Source organism: Paraburkholderia sp. CNPSo 3281 (assembly GCF_024206515.1).
In the GTDB taxonomy this organism is placed as follows: domain Bacteria; phylum Pseudomonadota; class Gammaproteobacteria; order Burkholderiales; family Burkholderiaceae; genus Paraburkholderia; species Paraburkholderia nodosa.
Genome location: NZ_JAMBPS010000004.1, coordinates 260985 through 277340, shown reverse-complemented (window position 1 = coordinate 277340; position 16356 = coordinate 260985). Strand labels below are relative to the sequence as shown.

16 protein-coding genes are annotated in these 16356 nt (G+C 64.6%); 4 read left to right on the top strand and 12 right to left on the bottom strand.

Going from position 1 to position 16356, the window contains the following annotated elements; translation table 11 throughout:
• Positions 1 to 150 precede the first annotated feature (150 nt).
• From M3I56_RS07215 to M3I56_RS07170, 10 genes are all read right to left on the bottom strand, one after another.
• Positions 151 to 528 (bottom strand): BON domain-containing protein, encoded by a 378-nt coding sequence (locus tag M3I56_RS07215; protein ID WP_254353173.1) that lies wholly within the window; start codon positions 526 to 528, stop codon positions 151 to 153.
• Positions 529 to 561: 33 nt separating this feature from the next.
• Positions 562 to 1713: a porin gene (locus M3I56_RS07210; RefSeq protein WP_254353172.1), complete on the bottom strand. Its 1152-nt coding sequence runs from the start codon at positions 1711 to 1713 to the stop codon at positions 562 to 564.
• A gap of 109 nt (positions 1714 to 1822) precedes the next feature.
• Entirely contained in the window at positions 1823 to 3454 is a 1632-nt protein-coding gene (locus M3I56_RS07205) for a 3-(methylthio)propionyl-CoA ligase (protein WP_254353171.1), read from the bottom strand.
• 59 nt (positions 3455 to 3513) lie between these two features.
• Positions 3514 to 3846, bottom strand: a complete 333-nt coding sequence (locus tag M3I56_RS07200) for a Rieske (2Fe-2S) protein (protein WP_254353170.1) — start codon at positions 3844 to 3846, stop codon at positions 3514 to 3516.
• Positions 3847 to 3877: 31 nt separating this feature from the next.
• Positions 3878 to 4588 carry a DsbA family oxidoreductase gene (locus M3I56_RS07195; RefSeq protein WP_254353169.1) on the bottom strand — a complete coding sequence of 237 codons (711 nt, stop codon included), beginning with the start codon at positions 4586 to 4588 and terminating at the stop codon, positions 3878 to 3880.
• Positions 4575 to 5135 (bottom strand): alpha/beta hydrolase, encoded by a 561-nt coding sequence (locus M3I56_RS07190; RefSeq protein ID WP_254353168.1) that lies wholly within the window; start codon positions 5133 to 5135, stop codon positions 4575 to 4577. The genes M3I56_RS07195 and M3I56_RS07190 overlap by 14 nt, the downstream gene beginning before the upstream one ends.
• 22 nt (positions 5136 to 5157) lie before the next feature.
• Positions 5158 to 6006 (bottom strand): TauD/TfdA family dioxygenase, encoded by an 849-nt coding sequence (locus M3I56_RS07185; protein WP_254353167.1) that lies wholly within the window; start codon positions 6004 to 6006, stop codon positions 5158 to 5160.
• A gap of 10 nt (positions 6007 to 6016) precedes the next feature.
• A complete protein-coding gene (locus M3I56_RS07180) occupies positions 6017 to 6997 on the bottom strand; it encodes a quinone oxidoreductase (RefSeq protein ID WP_254353166.1) in 981 nt (326 codons plus the stop codon).
• Positions 6998 to 7071: 74 nt separating this feature from the next.
• Positions 7072 to 8403 (bottom strand): MFS transporter, encoded by a 1332-nt coding sequence (locus tag M3I56_RS07175; protein ID WP_254353165.1) that lies wholly within the window; start codon positions 8401 to 8403, stop codon positions 7072 to 7074.
• 127 nt (positions 8404 to 8530) lie between these two features.
• Positions 8531 to 9586: a 3-keto-5-aminohexanoate cleavage protein gene (locus M3I56_RS07170; RefSeq protein WP_254353164.1), complete on the bottom strand. Its 1056-nt coding sequence runs from the start codon at positions 9584 to 9586 to the stop codon at positions 8531 to 8533.
• 234 nt (positions 9587 to 9820) lie between these two features.
• On the opposite strand from M3I56_RS07170, the gene M3I56_RS07165 reads away from it, so the two are divergent.
• Entirely contained in the window at positions 9821 to 10822 is a 1002-nt protein-coding gene (locus tag M3I56_RS07165; protein WP_254353163.1) for an AraC family transcriptional regulator, read from the top strand.
• A gap of 52 nt (positions 10823 to 10874) precedes the next feature.
• Here M3I56_RS07165 and M3I56_RS07160 read toward each other — a convergent pair whose 3' ends face one another.
• Positions 10875 to 11516, bottom strand: a complete 642-nt coding sequence (locus tag M3I56_RS07160) for a response regulator transcription factor (protein WP_254353162.1) — start codon at positions 11514 to 11516, stop codon at positions 10875 to 10877.
• On the bottom strand, positions 11513 to 12811 hold the full coding sequence (locus M3I56_RS07155; protein ID WP_254353161.1) for an ATP-binding protein: 1299 nt from the start codon (positions 12809 to 12811) through the stop codon (positions 11513 to 11515). Before M3I56_RS07155 ends, M3I56_RS07160 begins: the two co-directional genes overlap by 4 nt.
• Positions 12812 to 13011: 200 nt before the next feature.
• Between M3I56_RS07155 and M3I56_RS07150 the strand changes: the two genes are divergently transcribed.
• The 3 genes from M3I56_RS07150 (at position 13012) to M3I56_RS07140 (ending at position 16328) form a co-directional block, all read left to right on the top strand.
• Positions 13012 to 13191 carry a hypothetical protein gene (locus M3I56_RS07150; RefSeq protein ID WP_254353160.1) on the top strand — a complete coding sequence of 60 codons (180 nt, stop codon included), beginning with the start codon at positions 13012 to 13014 and terminating at the stop codon, positions 13189 to 13191.
• Positions 13192 to 13884: 693 nt separating this feature from the next.
• Positions 13885 to 15399: a DUF3300 domain-containing protein gene (locus M3I56_RS07145; RefSeq protein ID WP_254353159.1), complete on the top strand. Its 1515-nt coding sequence runs from the start codon at positions 13885 to 13887 to the stop codon at positions 15397 to 15399.
• 11 nt (positions 15400 to 15410) lie between these two features.
• On the top strand, positions 15411 to 16328 hold the full coding sequence (locus tag M3I56_RS07140) for a DUF2950 domain-containing protein (RefSeq protein ID WP_254353158.1): 918 nt from the start codon (positions 15411 to 15413) through the stop codon (positions 16326 to 16328).
• Positions 16329 to 16356: the final 28 nt, after the last annotated feature.

The window sequence follows — 16356 nt, the reverse complement described above, 5'->3', positions numbered from 1 at the left end:
ACACGAGCCTGATCGACGCCCCGGATTGTTATTAGCAGTCCGGAGTAACAGCAAGAGGCCGACTGGATTCAACCTCTGTGCTGCTGGGCGAAGCGCGGCGCGACCAGGGGGACTCCCGGCCTCGCCGCACTCCGCGCCTCTTGTGGCGGCTTACATGCCGCCGAAAGACTTCTTGACCGTCAGCTTGTTGGTCACCGAAGTCACACCGGGAACGCCCCTCGCGATCTCCTCGACCCTGGCGATCTGCGCGGTGTCCGAAACGGTCCCGTTCAGCGTAATCGCGCCACCCCTGGCGCCCACGCTGATGTTGCCCGCGTTGATCGACTTGTCCTTACCGATGGCCGCATACACCTTGCGGCGCATGGCGCGATTCGCCTGCCTGTCTGTGGGAACCGCCGTGGGCGCCGCCGTCGCGGACGCCGCCTGTGCCCCCGCCGGCATGCTCGCCTCACCCTGCGCCCACGCACTCATGGAAGCCGCCGCGACGAGCATCGCGATCGCCAATCCAGCTACCGTGGTCTTCTTCATGAAATACTCCGTTTCTTCTTGAGTTTATGAGGATCAGAACGCGTGACGAATACCCACCATCGCCGCCGTCGTCGACTGGCCCGGCGCGACCGGCGCACCGTAGATAATCGTCTGGTTCATGGTCCCCTTGTTGCTGACGTAGCCGACCTGGGCGTAAGCCTTGGTCGCCTTCGAGAGGTTGTATTCGGCGCCCACGGCGACTTCGCTCGAATGGTTCGCCGAGTTGTTGCGGTCCTTTAAATAGTAGTAGCCCGACGTGACCTTGAAGACCGGGCTGAACTGGTAACCCAGGCCGGCCGAGATCATTTCGAAGTTATAGGTCGCTTTGGTGAACAGGCTGGACGCGTTGGACGAGCTGAACGAGCCGGATATCGAGAATCCGCTGATCGTGTACATCGCGCCGACATAATAGAAATTGTTGTTGTTGCGGCCCGTCGCCGGCGCGGCCGGCGTCGTCGGGTAAGTGCCCGCGTACGGGTTGGTGTCGTGCCCGCTGTAATAGACCCCGGCCAGGTTCAGGCCGTAGTTCGAGTACTTGAGCACGGCCGACTCGCGCGTGCCGCCCTGGAACTGCCCCGGCACACCGCCCGGCGCGTACTCCAGCGCGAGCGAAGCACCATAGAACTTCGGCGAGTTATAGACGATCGCGTTGCTGTCATAGAGCGCGCCGATCGGCGCGTTCGTGCTCGTGCCCGGCCAGCCGGCGGCCTGATTGAGGCCCAGCCACGCGGTGAGAATACTGCCGAAGTACTGCGCGCCGCGTACGTCCGTGTCCGCCATCGCGTAGATCATCGGGATGATCTGGCGGCCCGCATCGATCGAACCGAACCAACCCGATCCGCCGATGGTCGTGATCTGGTTGAACAGCGCCGTTACGCCCGGCGTGTCGGACAGGCCCGGCTTGCCGTTGTTCGACGTGAACGACCCTTGCAGCTTGAAGTTGATCTTGTAGCCGCCGCCGATGTCCTCGGTCCCCTTCAAACCCCAGATGCTCGAAAAGATGCCGCCGTCCTTGAGTTGCCAGACGCTGCCCAGATTCTTCGCAGTCCCCGAAAAGTTTGCGGCCGAAGTGCTCTGGTACAGCACACCGGTGTCGACCACGCCATAAAGCGTGACCGACGATTGCGCATGCGCTGCGCTGGCGAACAGGACCAGCGCTGCCACGCTGCCGAACTTCAATTTCATTGCCTCTCTCCGTGTGTGTGGCTGCCGGGTGGTCCCGGCACCTTTTGTTGTTGCCTGATGGGGATTACCTGAAGGGTATTGCCTGAATGAAACTCTGTGACCAGGGGCCTTAACCAGCTTGCAAGTAGTGGCCGCCGTATTGATCGCGCAACAGGTTCTTGAGCACCTTGCCCGTCGCGCCGATCGGCACCGCGTCGATGAACAGCACGGCGTCGGGTTTCCACCATTTCGCCACGCGGCCGTCGAAGAACGTCAGCAGATCGTCGGCTTCGAGCGCGCTGCCCGGCTTCTTCACGATCAGCAAGAGCGGCCGCTCATCCCACTTCAGGTGGCGCGCCGCAATGCACACCGCCGTCGCGACTTCGGGGTGCAGGCTCGCGACATTTTCAATGTCGGCGGAACTGATCCACTCGCCGCCCGACTTGATGACGTCCTTGCTGCGATCCACGATCTGCATGAATCCGTCGGCATCGATCTTCGCCACGTCGCCGGTCGGGAACCAGTCGTCCTGCAGCGGCGAGGCGTAGTCGCCGCCAAAGTAGTCGCTTGCGACCCAGTGGCCGCGCACCTGCAAGTCGCCGGCGGCATTGCCGTCCCAGGGCAGTTCCTTGCCCGCGGCGTCGACGATCTTCATGTCGATGCCGAACACCGGGCGCCCCTGTTTCGCCTGCAGCGCATAGCGCTCGTCTTCCGCCAGCCCGGTCTGGTGCGCCTTGAAGCTGCACACCGTGCCAACCGGGCTCAGCTCCGTCATGCCCCACGCGTGCAGCACGTCGACGTGATGGCGCTCCTGGAACGCCTGGGTCATCGCGGTCGGGCACGGCGCGCCGCCGATGACCGTGCGGCACATGGAGGAGAACGAACCCACTACCGACTCGACGTGCGAAAGCAGCCCTTGCCAGACAGTCGGAACGCCAGCCGACACGGTGACCTGCTCTTCCTCGATCAGTTGATACAGCGACTTGCCATCGAGCGCGGGGCCCGGAAACACGAGCTTCGCACCGGTCATGCAGGCGATGTACGGCAGGCCCCACGCATTCACATGGAACATCGGCACCACTGGCAGGATCGCGTCGCGCGCCGAGCAGTTCAGCGCATCGGGCAGCGCCGCCGCGTAGGTGTGCAGCAGCGTCGAGCGGTGGCTATAGAGCACGCCTTTCGGATTGCCGGTCGTGCCCGACGTATAGCAGAGCGAGGAGGCACTGTTTTCATCGAGCAACGGCCATTCGAAATCGTCCTTGTGATTGTCGATCAGGTCCTCGTAGCAGAGGAGTCTCGATCCAAGGCGATGGTTGCGCGGCATATGTGCGCGACCGGCCATGGCAATGAAGAACTTCGGGGTCGTCACGCGTGACGCGACGCTTTCGATGAGCGGCAGGAACGTGAGATCGAAAAAGATCACGCGGTCCCGCGCATGCTCGATGATGTACACGAGCTGGTCGGCATGCAGGCGTGGATTCAGCGTATGGAGCACGGCGCCCGAACCCGATACCGCGAAGTACAGCTCCATGTGCCGGTAGCCATTCCATGCCAGCGTCGCCACCCGCTCGCCCGGCGCAATGACGAGGCTCGACAGCGCATTCGCCATGCGGCGCGCACGTTGCGCGAGATCCTGATAGCGGTAGCGGTGAATGTCGCCTTCCACGCGGCGCGAGACGATTTCCCGCGCGCCGTGATGGCGTTCTGCGTGCTTGAGCAGCGAAGCAACCAGGAGCGGCTGCTCCATCATCATACCTTGCATGGTTTGCTATCCTAAGTGACTTTTATACGTGTGCAGTTCTTGAATGCGATGTCGCTCTGCTATGCCTGGCTGGAAGCCGGCGTTTCCATCACACTCACCAGCAGCTTTCCTTCCACGGCTCGCACAGGAAATGTCGTGAGCTTTAGTCCGCCCGCGCCCTGCATACAGCCGCCACGCACGTCAAAGCGCAGTCCATGCGCCGGACAGCGCACCATGTATCCTTCGAGCGGGCCGCTCGCGAGCGAGGCGCCGTTGTGGGGGCACGAATTATCGATCGCGTGCATCTGTCCTTCGATATTGAACAGAACGATGCTGCGGCCATCGACGAAAACCAGCTTGCGCTGGCCCGGCGCCAGGTCGTCGGCCATGCCGACCGGTACTTCACGTGTCATTCCCGTTCCCCTCGACTTCCTTCAGTCCGCCTCAGTGTTCGATCGCCAGCGCCATCGTGCCCGCCATCGCCACCGGCGAATACACGCCCGAGAGCGAATAACCCGTGTTGAACACGAAATACGGTACGCCGTTCACCTGCGGATCGGCGTAGGGCGCGCGCTGACCGGTCGGGTCCGCGAGGCGCTTCGATGCGGCAACGTGCGCCGCCAGACTCTCGCGCGCGAGGCCGCATTCGAGACCGAGGCGCTCGAGCACCGCGCAATCGCCGATGTTCTGGCCTTCCATGAAGTAAGCCTTGAGCAGGCGGTCGATCAGCGCCGCGCTCTGTTCCCGTGTGCCGCGGCTGGCGGCAAACGTGACGAGGTCGTGCGCGGCGCCGGTGTTCGGCAGCACCTCGATGCGCTCGAACGCGAACTCGACACCCGCGTCGCGTCCCGCGCGCTGCACCTGCGCACGCCGTGCGGCGACCGCTTCGGCGCTGCCCAGGCGATCGCGATAGAACGCCTGATACGGCATGCCTTCGAGCGGCGTCCACGGCAGCAGTTGATGCGAGCGCCACTGGACACGCACGCGCACGTCGGGCCGCGAACTCGCGAAACGCGTGAGCGCTGCGTCCAGATTGCGCTTGCCGATCAGGCACCACGGGCAGATGAAGTCGAAGAACGCTTCGATCGTCAGCACGGGTGGTTCGCCCGCGTCGCGACTCGCCGGCGCCGCCCACGTTTGATCAGACAAGTTCATGAATCAACATCTCCGCCATCGGCCATGCGCCGAAACCCGCTGCGGGATTCAGATGGCCGACTTCACCCAGGTCGACGAGGCTGCTGCCCCAGTCCTTCGCCATGGCCTCCACGCGCTCGAAGCGCGCGAGCGGATCGTTGCGGCTTGCGCCCACGATGCTCGGGAACGGCAGCGGCTTGCGCGGAATCGGGTTCCAGCCGTTCCTGGCCAATGCATCGAACGACGGGTAGCCCGGCGGCAGCGGCGTTTCGAGGTCGGCCGGCGCGGCGAGCAGTGCACCGTGAATCTTGCGGCTGTGCTGCTGCGCCCAATGCACCGTGATCATCACGCCCGCACTGTGCGCCACGAGAATGACGGGACCGTCGATCTTCGCGAGCGCCGCGTCGAGCGCGGCCACGCGCGCCGCGCAGCTGAGCTTGTCGTGTTCGAGCGGCGGCACCGAAGCCGCGTTGGGCAGCGTTTGCTGCAGCAGCGTTTGCCAGTGCTCCGCCACGTGGTCGCGCAACCCCGGGACCATCAGGATGGTCGGTGTGGTCTTCAGCGTCATTTGCTTTGGTCTCCTGCGCGCTTCAGTACGGCTTGTCGCCGATAATGCCGGCGCGTTCCATCTTGCGGTGGCACGGCGGATAGTCCATCACCGCATAGTGCTGGGTACTGCGGTTGTCCCAGATCGCGAAGCTGTCCGGCTTCCAGCGCCAGCGTACCTGGTACTCCGGAATATAGGCCTGGCTCACGAGATAGCGCAGCAGGTCGCCCGCGCCCGGGTTGGCGTCCTGCCCGAAGCGCACGCGCTCGGGCGTGTGATAGTTCGTGAAGTGCGTCGCGAATGCGCTCACGAACAACACCTTCTCGCCGGTCTCCGGATGCGTGCGCACCACCGGGTGTTCCGCATCGGGAAACTGCGCCTTCAAGGCATGGCGCTTCTCGATCGGCATGGCCGCGCCAAAGCTCGCCTCGATGCTGTGGCGCGCATACAGTCCGGCGATCTGCGCCTTCACGTGTTCCGGCAGCTTCTCGTAGGCGAGCACCATGTTCGCCCACATCGTGTCGCCGCCCACGGGCGGGCACTCCACGCAGCGCAGCACCGCCCCGAACTGCGGCGCCTCGCGCCAGGTGGCGTCCGCGTGCCACGCGTTTTCGTAGCGGTCGTTGGGCTGGTCCGGGTTCTTGTAGATACGCACGAGGCCCGGATGGTCAGGGTCGCTGCCCGCAACCGGATGATCTTCCAGCTCGCCGAAGCGGCGCGCAAACGCCACGTGTTCGGTGCGCGTGATGTTCTGATCGCGCAGGAACAGCACACGGTGCTTGAGCAGCGCCGCGCGAATCTCGGCAAAGAGCCCGTCGTCGTGAACGGCATCGGCGAGATTCACGCCGGTCAGTTCCGCGCCGATGGCATAGGTCAGTTGTTCGACTTTCATGCTGCGCTCCTCAGATGACGAAGACCGACGACCCCGTCGTCTTGCGTGCTTCGAGGTCGCGATGCGCCTGCACCGCGTCTTCCAGCGCGTAACGCTGGTTCAGTTCGATCTTGATGCGGCCCGCGGCAACGTGGGCGAAAAGCTCGCCGGCAAGCTCGTTCTTCTCCGCGGGGTCGGCGATATAGTCCGCCAGCGCCGGGCGCGTGAGATAGAGCGAGCCCTTCATCGCGAGGATCTGCGGATTGAACGGCGGAATCGGACCGGAAGCCGTGCCGACGCAAACCATCAGGCCGCGGCGCTTGAGCGAGTCGAGCGACGCCTCGAAGGTATCTTTGCCCACGCTGTCGAACACCACGTTCACGCCCACGCCGTTCGTCAGTTCGCGCACGCGCTTCGCGACATCTTCGCGGCCGTAGTAGACGATATGGTCGCAGCCATGCGCGCGCGCCACTTCGCCCTTCGCCTCGTTCGACACCGTGCCGATCACCGTGAGGCCCAGCAGCTTCGCCCACTGCGAGACGATCAGACCGACACCGCCTGCCGCGGCATGCAGCAGGATCGTGTCGCCGCCCTTGAAGTCGTGAATGCGGCGCATGAGGTACGACGAAGTGAGGCCTCGCATGGTCATGCCGGCCGCCGTTTCGCACGCAATCGCGTCGGGCAGCTTGATGAGCGGGGCCGCCGGAATCAGGCGTTCGGTGCTGTACGCGCCGAGCGTGTTGATGAAGCCGGTGTAGGTCACGCGGTCGCCCACCGCGACGTTGCTCACTTCGGGGCCCACGGCCTCGACCACGCCCGCGGCTTCCACGCCCATGCCGGCAGGCAGCGGCACGGGGTACAGGCCGGAGCGGAAGTAGGTATCCGCGAAATTCAGGCCGACGGCCTCATGGCGCAGGCGGACCTGTCCGGGGCCGGGGTCGCCCACTTCGACGCTCTCGTAGCGCAAGACTTCGGGACCGCCGGTTTCGTGGAAGCGCACTGCTTTCGCCATGTTCAATCTCCTATCCTTTACTCAAACGCATTGACTCGAACCCGGTCAAGCGGACTCAATCTTCCGATTCAAATTCATCGTTGTGCGTGGCCACCGGCTTCTTCGCGCAGTGCGTTCACACGATCCAGATCGACGGCGTAGTTGCGCTTGCCGATCAGGAAAACCACTGCCGCCACGAGCGGCGCGAACGGTACGAGCTGCAGCGCGCCCAGCAGGCCGATGTGGTCGGCCGCCATGCCCGTGAGCACCGCGGCGGGTGCGAGGCCGAGCAGGTTGTTCGCCAGCGTGAGCGTAGCGAACGCCGAGGCGTGGATCGACGGCGGCGTGAGGTTCGCCACCATCGCGCCCGAGGGGCCCGCTGCGCCTGCGCAGAAGAACATGGCCGCGCCGATCAGAACCAGTTGCGCCGGGCCCACCGGCATGCGCAAGCCGACCGTGAGGAGCGCGAAGCAGATCAGGCAGTACGCAATGGCGATGCTCCATTTGCGCGCGCCGATATCCTTGCTGAAGCGGTCCGCGAGGTTGCCGCACACCACCATGCCAATGCCCGTCACCAGCACGAACACGGCGGCAGTCCCGGCCGCTTTGCCGGTCGCCATGCCGTAGTAGCGGTTCAGGAAGCTCGGCAGCCAGCTCCACACGGCCGCCGGCACGAGCAGATGCACGCCGCTGCCCACATACGCACACACCACGGAGCGCGTGGAAAACAGGCCCTTGAGCAGCGCGCGCAGGCTCATGCGCATCCCGAGGCCATTCGCCTCGCGGCTCACGTTTGCCGGCTGCAACGGGGCAAGGCCCTTTTCCGTGACGACGAGGCGATAGATCACGACCAGCACGATCCCCATGGCCGCCATCGCGCCAAACGCCGCGCGCCAGCCAAGCTGCGCCGCCACCGCACCGCCCAGCGCCATGCCCAGCACCGAACCGAACGCGCCGCCCGCCATGAACGCGCCCGTAATCGTGGAGCGCAGCCGCACCGGAAAAATACTCAGGACAACGGCAATCCCCACGCTGCCATAAGCCGCTTCGCCGATGCCGACGAACGCCCGTGCAAGCAGCATTTCGCCGTAGTTCGTCGAGAGCGCGCAGCCAAGCGTGGCGATGCTCCACAGCGCCGCCATCAGGACGATGCTCTTCACACGGCCCCAGCGGTCGGCGAGCACCGAAAGCGGAAACGTGAGCACGCCCACCATCAGCGCGACCACGCTGCTCAGGGAGCCGAGCTGCGTGTCCGAAAGATTCCATGTGGTCTTGAGCAGCGGAAAAACCGCATTCAGGACCTGGCGCGACATGTAGTCCGAAAGCAGCAGCCCGACCGTCAAGGCGAACACCACCCACGCGTAAGCGGGCACGCTCGTTTTGGTCGTCATCAATTCGCCCGCGGTGGGCTCGGCATGCGTAAGCATGGGTTGTCTCCGTGGTAGCCCGCTCTTCGTCGGGTTCCGTTGTTCTCTCGGGTCTGCCGGCGGCCACAAGGCAAGCGCCGGACACCCGCAGTGAGGCCCGCGCCCGCGGCGCCGGGCCTCACTGCGGTTACGCTGCGCGCAGCGGCATGTTCTTCACGCCGGCCACGCGGTTCGGCGCCATGCCGTTGGCCGCGAGCGTTTCGTCGATCGTCTCGTACTGCACGCCAATCTTGTAGATCGCGCGCGCTTCCTTGCCCGTGGCAATCTCGCGGCCCAGTTCGCGCGCCACGCGCACGCACTGCTCGATCTGCTGCACGGACGTGAAGCGCTTGCCGTGCTGGTCGATGATCGTGTCTTCAATGCCGCAGCGCGGGTGCAGCCCCATGGACATCGCCATCATATTGAACGGCAGCACGTTCTTGAGCAGCGATTCCGCCGTGATCGTGCAGCCATCGGGCGCGCGATGCACGAAGTTGAAGAAGTTGAACGGGTTCGGGCCGTCGAAGCCGCCGCCAATGCCGATCCACGTCAGGTTCAGCGGGCCCTTGTACACGCCCTTGCGCACGAGGCGGTCGAGCGTTTCGAGCGCGTGGATGCCGGTGAGCTGGAAGTGCGGCTGAATGCCCGAAGCCTGCAGGCGACGCAGATGCTCCTCGACCCATGCCGGACCGGCGGGGACCGTCATTTCGCTATACGCGGCCATGAACGCCGGGTTGGAGAGCGAGGTGCCGGCCAGGTATTCTGGGTAGAGCAGCTCCATGATGTTCATCTGCGTGGTGTTGATCGCCACAGTCACCTGGTCCGGCTTCGGCTCGAGGTCGGCCAGCATGTGACGCGTGTCGTCCGAGAGCCACTTCGCGGCTTCGCCTTCGTCTTCCGGCGCGAACGAGATCGACCCGCCCACCTGGATGATCATGTCCGGCACCGCGGCGCGCACGCCCGCGATCAGCTCGTTGAACTTCGAGAGGCGCTTGGAGCCCTTGCCGTCGAGTTCGCGCACATGCAGGTGCAGCACCGTTGCGCCCGCGTTGTAGCAGTCCACGGCCTTCTGGATCTGTTCTTCCATCGTCACCGGAATGTCTTCCGGGAAGTCTTCGGGCATCCATTCCGGGCCATACGGCGCGGTGGTGATCACAACCTTGTCCTGGTTCTCGGGGTGCAGCGAATCGTCGAGGAATTGCATCGTGTTCTCCATTATGGGGGACGGTATTTCAACGTTTGGCAACGTGGCGCGGAGCCTGAAATGCCGCTCGGAACCTGGCTGTCCGTTGAGATGCACGATACGGCAATCCTGCGGTACACTTTTCTGATCGCGCGCCATCGTTTTAGTTTTTCGCGCCACCAGGCGTTAACACCGAGATAAGCGCAAGCCCATGTTTTACGGGCTGACGAGGCGCAGCAAGGAGGAGTCGCGACAATGGAAACAACGCTGAGCTCGGTCTCGCTGAGCGGCTATTTCGACGTGGCAAAGCGCGTGGGATTGAACCCGGTCGAGCTTGCGCATGAGGCCGGCGTGGACGCCGCGGCGCTCACGACCCCCGACCACCGCATTCCCGCCGCCGCCGCGTGCCGGTTGCTGGAGCGTTCGGCGGAAAAGGCCGCGTGCCCGACCTTCGCGCTGCAAATGGCCGAGACCCGTCACAAGTTCGGCACCGGCGTGGTCAACATTCTGCTCGCGCACAAGCGCACGCTGCGCGAGGTGCTGCTCGCCACGGCCGAATATCGGCATCTGCTCAACGAAGCGCTCGCGGTGTACGTCGAAGACACGGGCGCAACCGTCACGATCCGCGAGGAACTGGTCGTCGATCCGGGCACCCCGACTTATCAGGCCATCGAGCTTGCCGTAGGCGTGCTCGCGCGCCACTCCAGCGCGCTGCTGGGCGAGCACTGGAAACCGCGCGCGGTGCACTTCGTCCACCGGGCGCCCCCCAGCCTCACGTTTCACCGGCGTTTTTTCGGCTGTCCGCTGGAATTCGGCAGCGACTTCAACGGCTTTGTGTGCACGGCCGCCGATCTCGACTACCCGAACCCCGCCGCCGACCCGGAACTGGTGCGCTATGCGGAGAGCCTCGCCGAATCGCTCAACGCGACGGGCGTCGATTCCACGGCGCTCGAGGTGCGCAAGGCGATCTACCTGCTGCTGCCGCTCGAGCAGGCTAGCGTCGAAGGGGTGGCTGCGCATCTGCGGCTGAGCGTGCGCACCATGCAGCGCCAGCTCGGCGTCGCCAATACGAGCTTCACGCGGCTCGTGGAGGAAGTGCGGGGCGAACTTGCCGTGCGCTACATGAGCAACTCGCGCTATCCCATCGGACGTGTGTCCGCCCTGCTCGGCTACGCCCAGCAGGGCTCGTTCACGAACTGGTTCAGCGCGCGCTTCGGCATGACCCCGCGCGACTGGCGCAATAGCCATTTGAAGTGACCGGACGACGGCGCGCGTGCCCTGTCCCTTGGTCCCTAATTCCCCTGGTCCCTCAGCCCGTGTGCGGAAACGGGTGCAGCTCAGGCGCGTCGGCATCGAACGTGGTCATGAGCCGCACCAGATCCGCAAGCGAGTTCGCTTTCATCTTCTCCATGACGCGCGCCCGGTGAATCTTGATGGTTTTCTCCGCCGCGCCCAGCTCGTCGGCCACGAGCTTGTTCGGCCGGCCCGTCACCACGAGCGCCATGACCTCGCGCTCGCGCGGTGTGAGCTTTTCCATCCGGCGCTGGATCTCCGCGTGCTGCTCGCGTTGTTCGTATAGCTGGCACGCGCGTTCGAGTGCGCGTGACGTGGCTTCGAACAGCACCTGCGCGTCGATCGGCTTCGTCAGGAAATCCGATGCGCCCGCCTTCATCGCCCGCACCGCCGTATTCATGTCGCCGTGGGCCGAAACGAAGACGATCGGCACGCTGCCCTCGAGCCGCTGCTGCAACTCAATGCCGCTCAGGTCGGGCAACTGGAGGTCGAGCAGCAGGCACGCCGGCGCGCTCGTCAGATCCGCGCCGTGCAGGAACGCGCTGGCGCTGCCGTAGGCCTCTACCGTGTAGCCGCCGGATCGCAGCAAGCGGCAGAGTGCGTTGCGAACGTGCTCGTCGTCGTCCACGACGAACACGATGGAGGCTGGCGAGTTCATGGTGAAAAACGCGTAGTCGTCTGCACGCACGCGCCCTCCGCGGGAAGTTCGATATGGAACGTCAGGCCACTATCGGCGTTGCGCTCGGCCCATAGCTGGCCGCCGTGCGCCATGACGATGGTGCGGCTGATGGAGAGGCCAAGGCCCAGCCCTTGCGGCTTGGACGTCATGAACGGCTTGAACAGCGTGACGAGCCGGTCGGCATCGACACCCGGCCCATGATCGCGGATGGCGAGGCGCAGCTTGCCGCGATCTTCGCTCGCCGTGACGACGATGCACACCCTGCGATCTTCCGCGCGGCAGTCGTGCACCGCATCGAGCGCATTCAACAGCAGATTGACGAGCACCTGCTGCAGTTGAACCGCATCGCCGCGCACTTGCGGCAGACCGTCTTCGATGCGCGCGCCCACTGCCGCGCCACAGGTTTCCGTCTCGCGGCGCAGCAGGCGAACCACGTCGCGCACGAGGCTGCCGACATCGACCGGGCATAGCTCGGGCGGCTCGCAGCGCGCCGACTGGCGCATCTTGCGGATGATCGCGTGCGCACGCGTGCTATCGGACACGACCTCGCCAAGCAGTTCCCGCAGGTCGCTCATGGCCGGCGGGCTCTGGGCGAGAAACCGCTGCGCCGCCTGCGCGTTGCTGAGAATGGCCGTGAGCGGCTGGTCGACTTCGTGTGCGAGCGCGGCGGCCATGTCGCCCACTTCGGATGCCCGCTCCCGACGCAGCCGGCGTGGTTCGTTGCTGGACTCGGCGAGCGTCGTGTCGCGACTTTCCGGTTCGATGACGACCACCATGCGCGCCGTGGGACCGGCGGCGAGCGACGCCGAAGCGCTCACATGCACGTCGATATCGGCGCCGTTCTTCGCGCGCGCGATGGCCACGCGCGTCACGCTATGCGGCAGCCCTTCCGCGGTCTTCAGTGCGCCGAACGATACGGGGCGCGCGTCTCTTCGCCAGGCGACGAGCACGTTTTCAATGCGCATGCCGATCAATTCGCCCAGGGCGTAGCCGAGCACGTGGGTGGCCATGCCATTGGCCCCTGCGACGCTGCCCGCCTCGTCGATCACCAGCGCCGCCGCGGGCACGACTTCGAGGACGCTGTGCAGGCTTTGCGCGATGGCTTGCGTGGCCTGCACCGATACGTGAGCGGTGTTGCGCGCGGCCAATAGCCGCCCGTTCGGGAGACTGCGTGGCTTGATCCTGTCGAGCCACGCCAGCAGGCTCGCCGCTGCGTGCTCGGCTCTCGACCTGTTCAGTTTTATTTTTTCGTTCCCCATGTCTGCCCTGATCACGGTGTCCTCCGACTAGCTGCCCTGCTCGGGCCTGCGAAACGTTTCAAACGCTTCAGCGCCTGAGCGGGGCGGATTGACGAGCACCAGAATTCCGGCCGTTTGTGAGGCAGGTTGCGCCCCAATACTGACTACCGCCTACTTTTGATTTTCGAAGAACGCTCCGGGAGTTGCGGAGACTGAGTCAGTCATTGAAGAAAAGAATGAATGGGATCATGACTGCGGAACCGCGTCGCTGTACGCTTACACCGCGCGTTTATTATATGAAAGAAATTGCCGGTGATTCGTTCCGTGCGCAATTGTTTTCGACAATTTTTTCCGCATACAACGCCATTCAAGCGCTCCATGCCTTGAATGCGCTTGCGCCAGCCTATATACACTGACTATTTGCCGGAATATTTGCGAACGTCCTCTTTGATTTCGATAATGGCTCGCGCAATGACCTCTACTCAATTTGAATAGAAATGAAACTTTTTTCACGCGAATTATCTATTATGTTTTTTATGAAATAACCGCAGCCATTATTTCGACATGGAAACGCGCTAGATGAGCCGTGCAGGATCCGTCACATTGTCAGCGCGTGACGGCTCGTTCGGTGCCGTTGGCGATCAAGGCGCCGAAGCGGGCGCGGCTGCACTCGCCGCATGATGCTGCGTCGCATTTTGCTGGCTATGTTGCTGGGACTGGTTCGAGCGGGCCTTATGCTCCGCTTTGCGTTGCACGTCCCGCATCTGCTTCGTACCCATCGTTCCCGCTTGCGCAAATATTTCAGACATGAAAACGGGCGCACAAAGCAGGAGCGCCATCGCACACGGCGCAGCAAATCGCATTTTCACTTTGGATCTCCAGGTATCGGCGCTGCCAGCCTCGACGAGTGAATAGCATCATTGCGGCGCCATTCCGGTGTCAATAGGACTCTGGTCCGATTGCCAGCACAGAGCGGCTTACCGGACTATACCCGTGGGGCTCTCCGCCTCGCCACACTCGAAAAAGAATGCGCGCGCACGCGCTCGCCCCTTCACGTTGTCGCTATCCGTCCCACAGTCCGGTTGAGCAAACGAATGGAAGGATCGGCCATGACCTCATGGATCAAACAACGCACGTACACGGTCTGCCTGCTCGTGTTCGCGTTGCTCGTGACAGGCGCTCAGGCGGTGCGCGCGCAAGACGCGCCGCAGCCCGCCCCCTACAAACCCGAGGAGCTCGAGGCGCTGGTCGCGCCCATTGCGCTCTATCCCGATTCGGTGCTGGCGCAGGTCCTGATGGCATCGACTTACCCGCTCGAAATCGTGCACGCGGCCCGCTGGGTCAAGGAGCACCCGAAGCTGAAGGGCGACGAAGCCGTAAAGGCCGTGCAGGACCAGCCTTGGGACACGAGCGTGAAATCGCTCGTCGCGTTCCCGCAGGCGCTTGAACCGATGAACGACAAGCTCGACTGGACCCAGAAGCTCGGTGACGCATTCCTCGCCCAGGAAAAGGATGTGCTCGCCGCGGTGCAGCGCCTGCGTGCGCGCGCACAGGACTCGGGTAACCTGAAGAGCAACGAGCAGCAGAAGGTCGTGGTCGAACAGCCGCCCGCGCAAGGCGGCCAGACCAGCCAGACCATCGTGAAGATCGAGCCTGCCAACCCCGAGGTGATCTACGTGCCCGCGTACAACCCCACGGTCGTGTACGGCGCATGGAGCTACCCGGCTTACCCGCCGTACGCCTGGCCGCCGTATCCCGCTTACTATCCCGGCGGCGCGCTGATGACCGGCTTCGCGTGGGGCGTCGGGCTCGCCGCCGCGGGCGCGATCTTCAGCGACTGCAACTGGGGCGGCGGCGACGTCAACATCAACGTGGACAAGGCGCGAAACGTCAATCGCAATTTCGACAGCACGAAGGTCCAGGGAGGCAGGTGGCAGCACGATTCGAGCCACCGCCAGGGCGTTGCCTACCGTGACAATGCTACGCGCGAGAAATTCGGCAACAACGTGGCGGGCGCCGACGGCCGCCGCGACTATCGCGGCCGCAACGGCCAGAACGGCCAGAACGGCCAGAACGGCCAGAACGGCGCCAGCGTGGCTGACCGCGCCGGCAACCGCGGCGGCGGCGCAGGCGGCCAGGGCCTGGGCAATGGCAACCGCGGGAATCAGGGCAACACCGGCAATCGCGGCGGCGCGGGCAATAACGCGAGTGTCGGCAATCGCGCGAACTTCGCCGACAATGGGGCGGGTGGAAATCGCGGGAACCCTGGCAATAACGGTGCTGGCGGCAATCGCGGGAATCTCGGCGATAACGGCGCCGGCGGCAACCGCGGGAACATCGGCAATAACGGCGCCACAGGTAGTCGCGGCGGCATGGGCAACAATGCCGGCGTGAGCAATCGCGCGAGCACCGGGGCAGGCGGCGGGTATGGCGGAGGCGGTGGCGGGAGCTACGGTGGCGGAGGCGGCCGCGATGGCGCCTTCCAGGGTGTAGGCAGCGGCGGCGCCACCCAGCGCGACGCGAGCCGCGGCCGCTCCAGCATGCAGTCCTCAGGGTTCAATCGTCCGAGCGGCGGCGGCGGTATGCGCGGCGGTGGCGGCGCTCGTGGCGGCGGCAGACGCTAGGGAGAACGGCCATGAACAGACATGAGTTTCTCCGTCCGGCTGCATCGGCAGCGCTCGCAGCGGCGATCGCCATCGCACTCCTCGCGTACGCGCCGCGGCCTTGCGCGGCCGCCGGGCAAAGCACCTTCGCTACGCCCGACGCGGCGATGGCCGCGTTCGGCGACGCCGTGGCCGGCAACGACGAGGCGGAACTGCGCACGCTCTTTGGCGCCAATTTCCGCCAGCTCATCCCGCCGGTTGGGGCGGAGATCCGCGACAAATTCCTGAGTGAATGGCAGACCTCGCACGCCATTCAGGATTCCGATGCGAATCATGCGATGATCGCCGTTGGCGACGACGGCTGGACCTTTCCGGTCCCGCTCGTCAAGACCGCCCACGGATGGCACTTCGACACGCACGCCGGTGTCGAGGAAATGCGCGTGCGCCGCATTGGCCGCAACGAGCTTGCCGTGATGCAGACGATGCTTGCGGTCTACGACGCGCAACGCGAATATGCGCAGACCTATCACGACGGCAGCGACATGCTGGTCTACGCCGGCAAGCTCGCGAGTTCGCCGGGCAAGCAGGACGGCCTCTACTGGCCGACCGGCCCCGACGCCACGCCGAGCCCGCTAGGCGTCGAATTCCTCAAGGCCGGCGCACGCAACGCCCAAAACGCCGGTTACTACGGCTACCACTACAAGCTGCTGACCTCGCAGGGTCCGCACGCGCCGGGCGGCGCGTATAACTACATGGTCAACAACAAGCTGTTCGGCGGTTTTGGTGTCGTCGCGTGGCCGGTCCGGTACGGCGACACCGGTATCAAGACATTCATGGTGAGCCACGACGGCCAGGTCTACGAGCGCGACCTCGGCCCGGACGGCGCGACGAAAGCCGAAGCGATGACGTCCTTCGATCCGGGCCCGGGCTGGTCGAAGGCTTCGCCGTGACACGTCACACCGGCGCAACACCGACGCA

Excerpts from the sequence above, each read along its gene's own strand:
- M3I56_RS07215 (WP_254353173.1), bottom strand. The coding sequence starts at position 528 with ATGAAGAAGACCACGGTAGCTGGATTGGCGATCGCGATGCTCGTCGCG.
- M3I56_RS07210 (WP_254353172.1), bottom strand. The coding sequence starts at position 1,713 with ATGAAATTGAAGTTCGGCAGCGTGGCAGCGCTGGTCCTGTTCGCCAGC.
- M3I56_RS07205 (WP_254353171.1), bottom strand. The coding sequence starts at position 3,454 with ATGCAAGGTATGATGATGGAGCAGCCGCTCCTGGTTGCTTCGCTGCTC.
- M3I56_RS07200 (WP_254353170.1), bottom strand. The coding sequence starts at position 3,846 with ATGACACGTGAAGTACCGGTCGGCATGGCCGACGACCTGGCGCCGGGC.
- M3I56_RS07195 (WP_254353169.1), bottom strand. The coding sequence starts at position 4,588 with ATGAACTTGTCTGATCAAACGTGGGCGGCGCCGGCGAGTCGCGACGCG.
- M3I56_RS07190 (WP_254353168.1), bottom strand. The coding sequence starts at position 5,135 with ATGACGCTGAAGACCACACCGACCATCCTGATGGTCCCGGGGTTGCGC.
- M3I56_RS07185 (WP_254353167.1), bottom strand. The coding sequence starts at position 6,006 with ATGAAAGTCGAACAACTGACCTATGCCATCGGCGCGGAACTGACCGGC.
- M3I56_RS07180 (WP_254353166.1), bottom strand. The coding sequence starts at position 6,997 with ATGGCGAAAGCAGTGCGCTTCCACGAAACCGGCGGTCCCGAAGTCTTG.
- M3I56_RS07175 (WP_254353165.1), bottom strand. The coding sequence starts at position 8,403 with ATGCTTACGCATGCCGAGCCCACCGCGGGCGAATTGATGACGACCAAA.
- M3I56_RS07170 (WP_254353164.1), bottom strand. The coding sequence starts at position 9,586 with ATGCAATTCCTCGACGATTCGCTGCACCCCGAGAACCAGGACAAGGTT.
- M3I56_RS07165 (WP_254353163.1), top strand. The coding sequence starts at position 9,821 with ATGGAAACAACGCTGAGCTCGGTCTCGCTGAGCGGCTATTTCGACGTG.
- M3I56_RS07160 (WP_254353162.1), bottom strand. The coding sequence starts at position 11,516 with ATGAACTCGCCAGCCTCCATCGTGTTCGTCGTGGACGACGACGAGCAC.
- M3I56_RS07150 (WP_254353160.1), top strand. The coding sequence starts at position 13,012 with ATGAATGGGATCATGACTGCGGAACCGCGTCGCTGTACGCTTACACCG.
- M3I56_RS07145 (WP_254353159.1), top strand. The coding sequence starts at position 13,885 with ATGACCTCATGGATCAAACAACGCACGTACACGGTCTGCCTGCTCGTG.
- M3I56_RS07140 (WP_254353158.1), top strand. The coding sequence starts at position 15,411 with ATGAACAGACATGAGTTTCTCCGTCCGGCTGCATCGGCAGCGCTCGCA.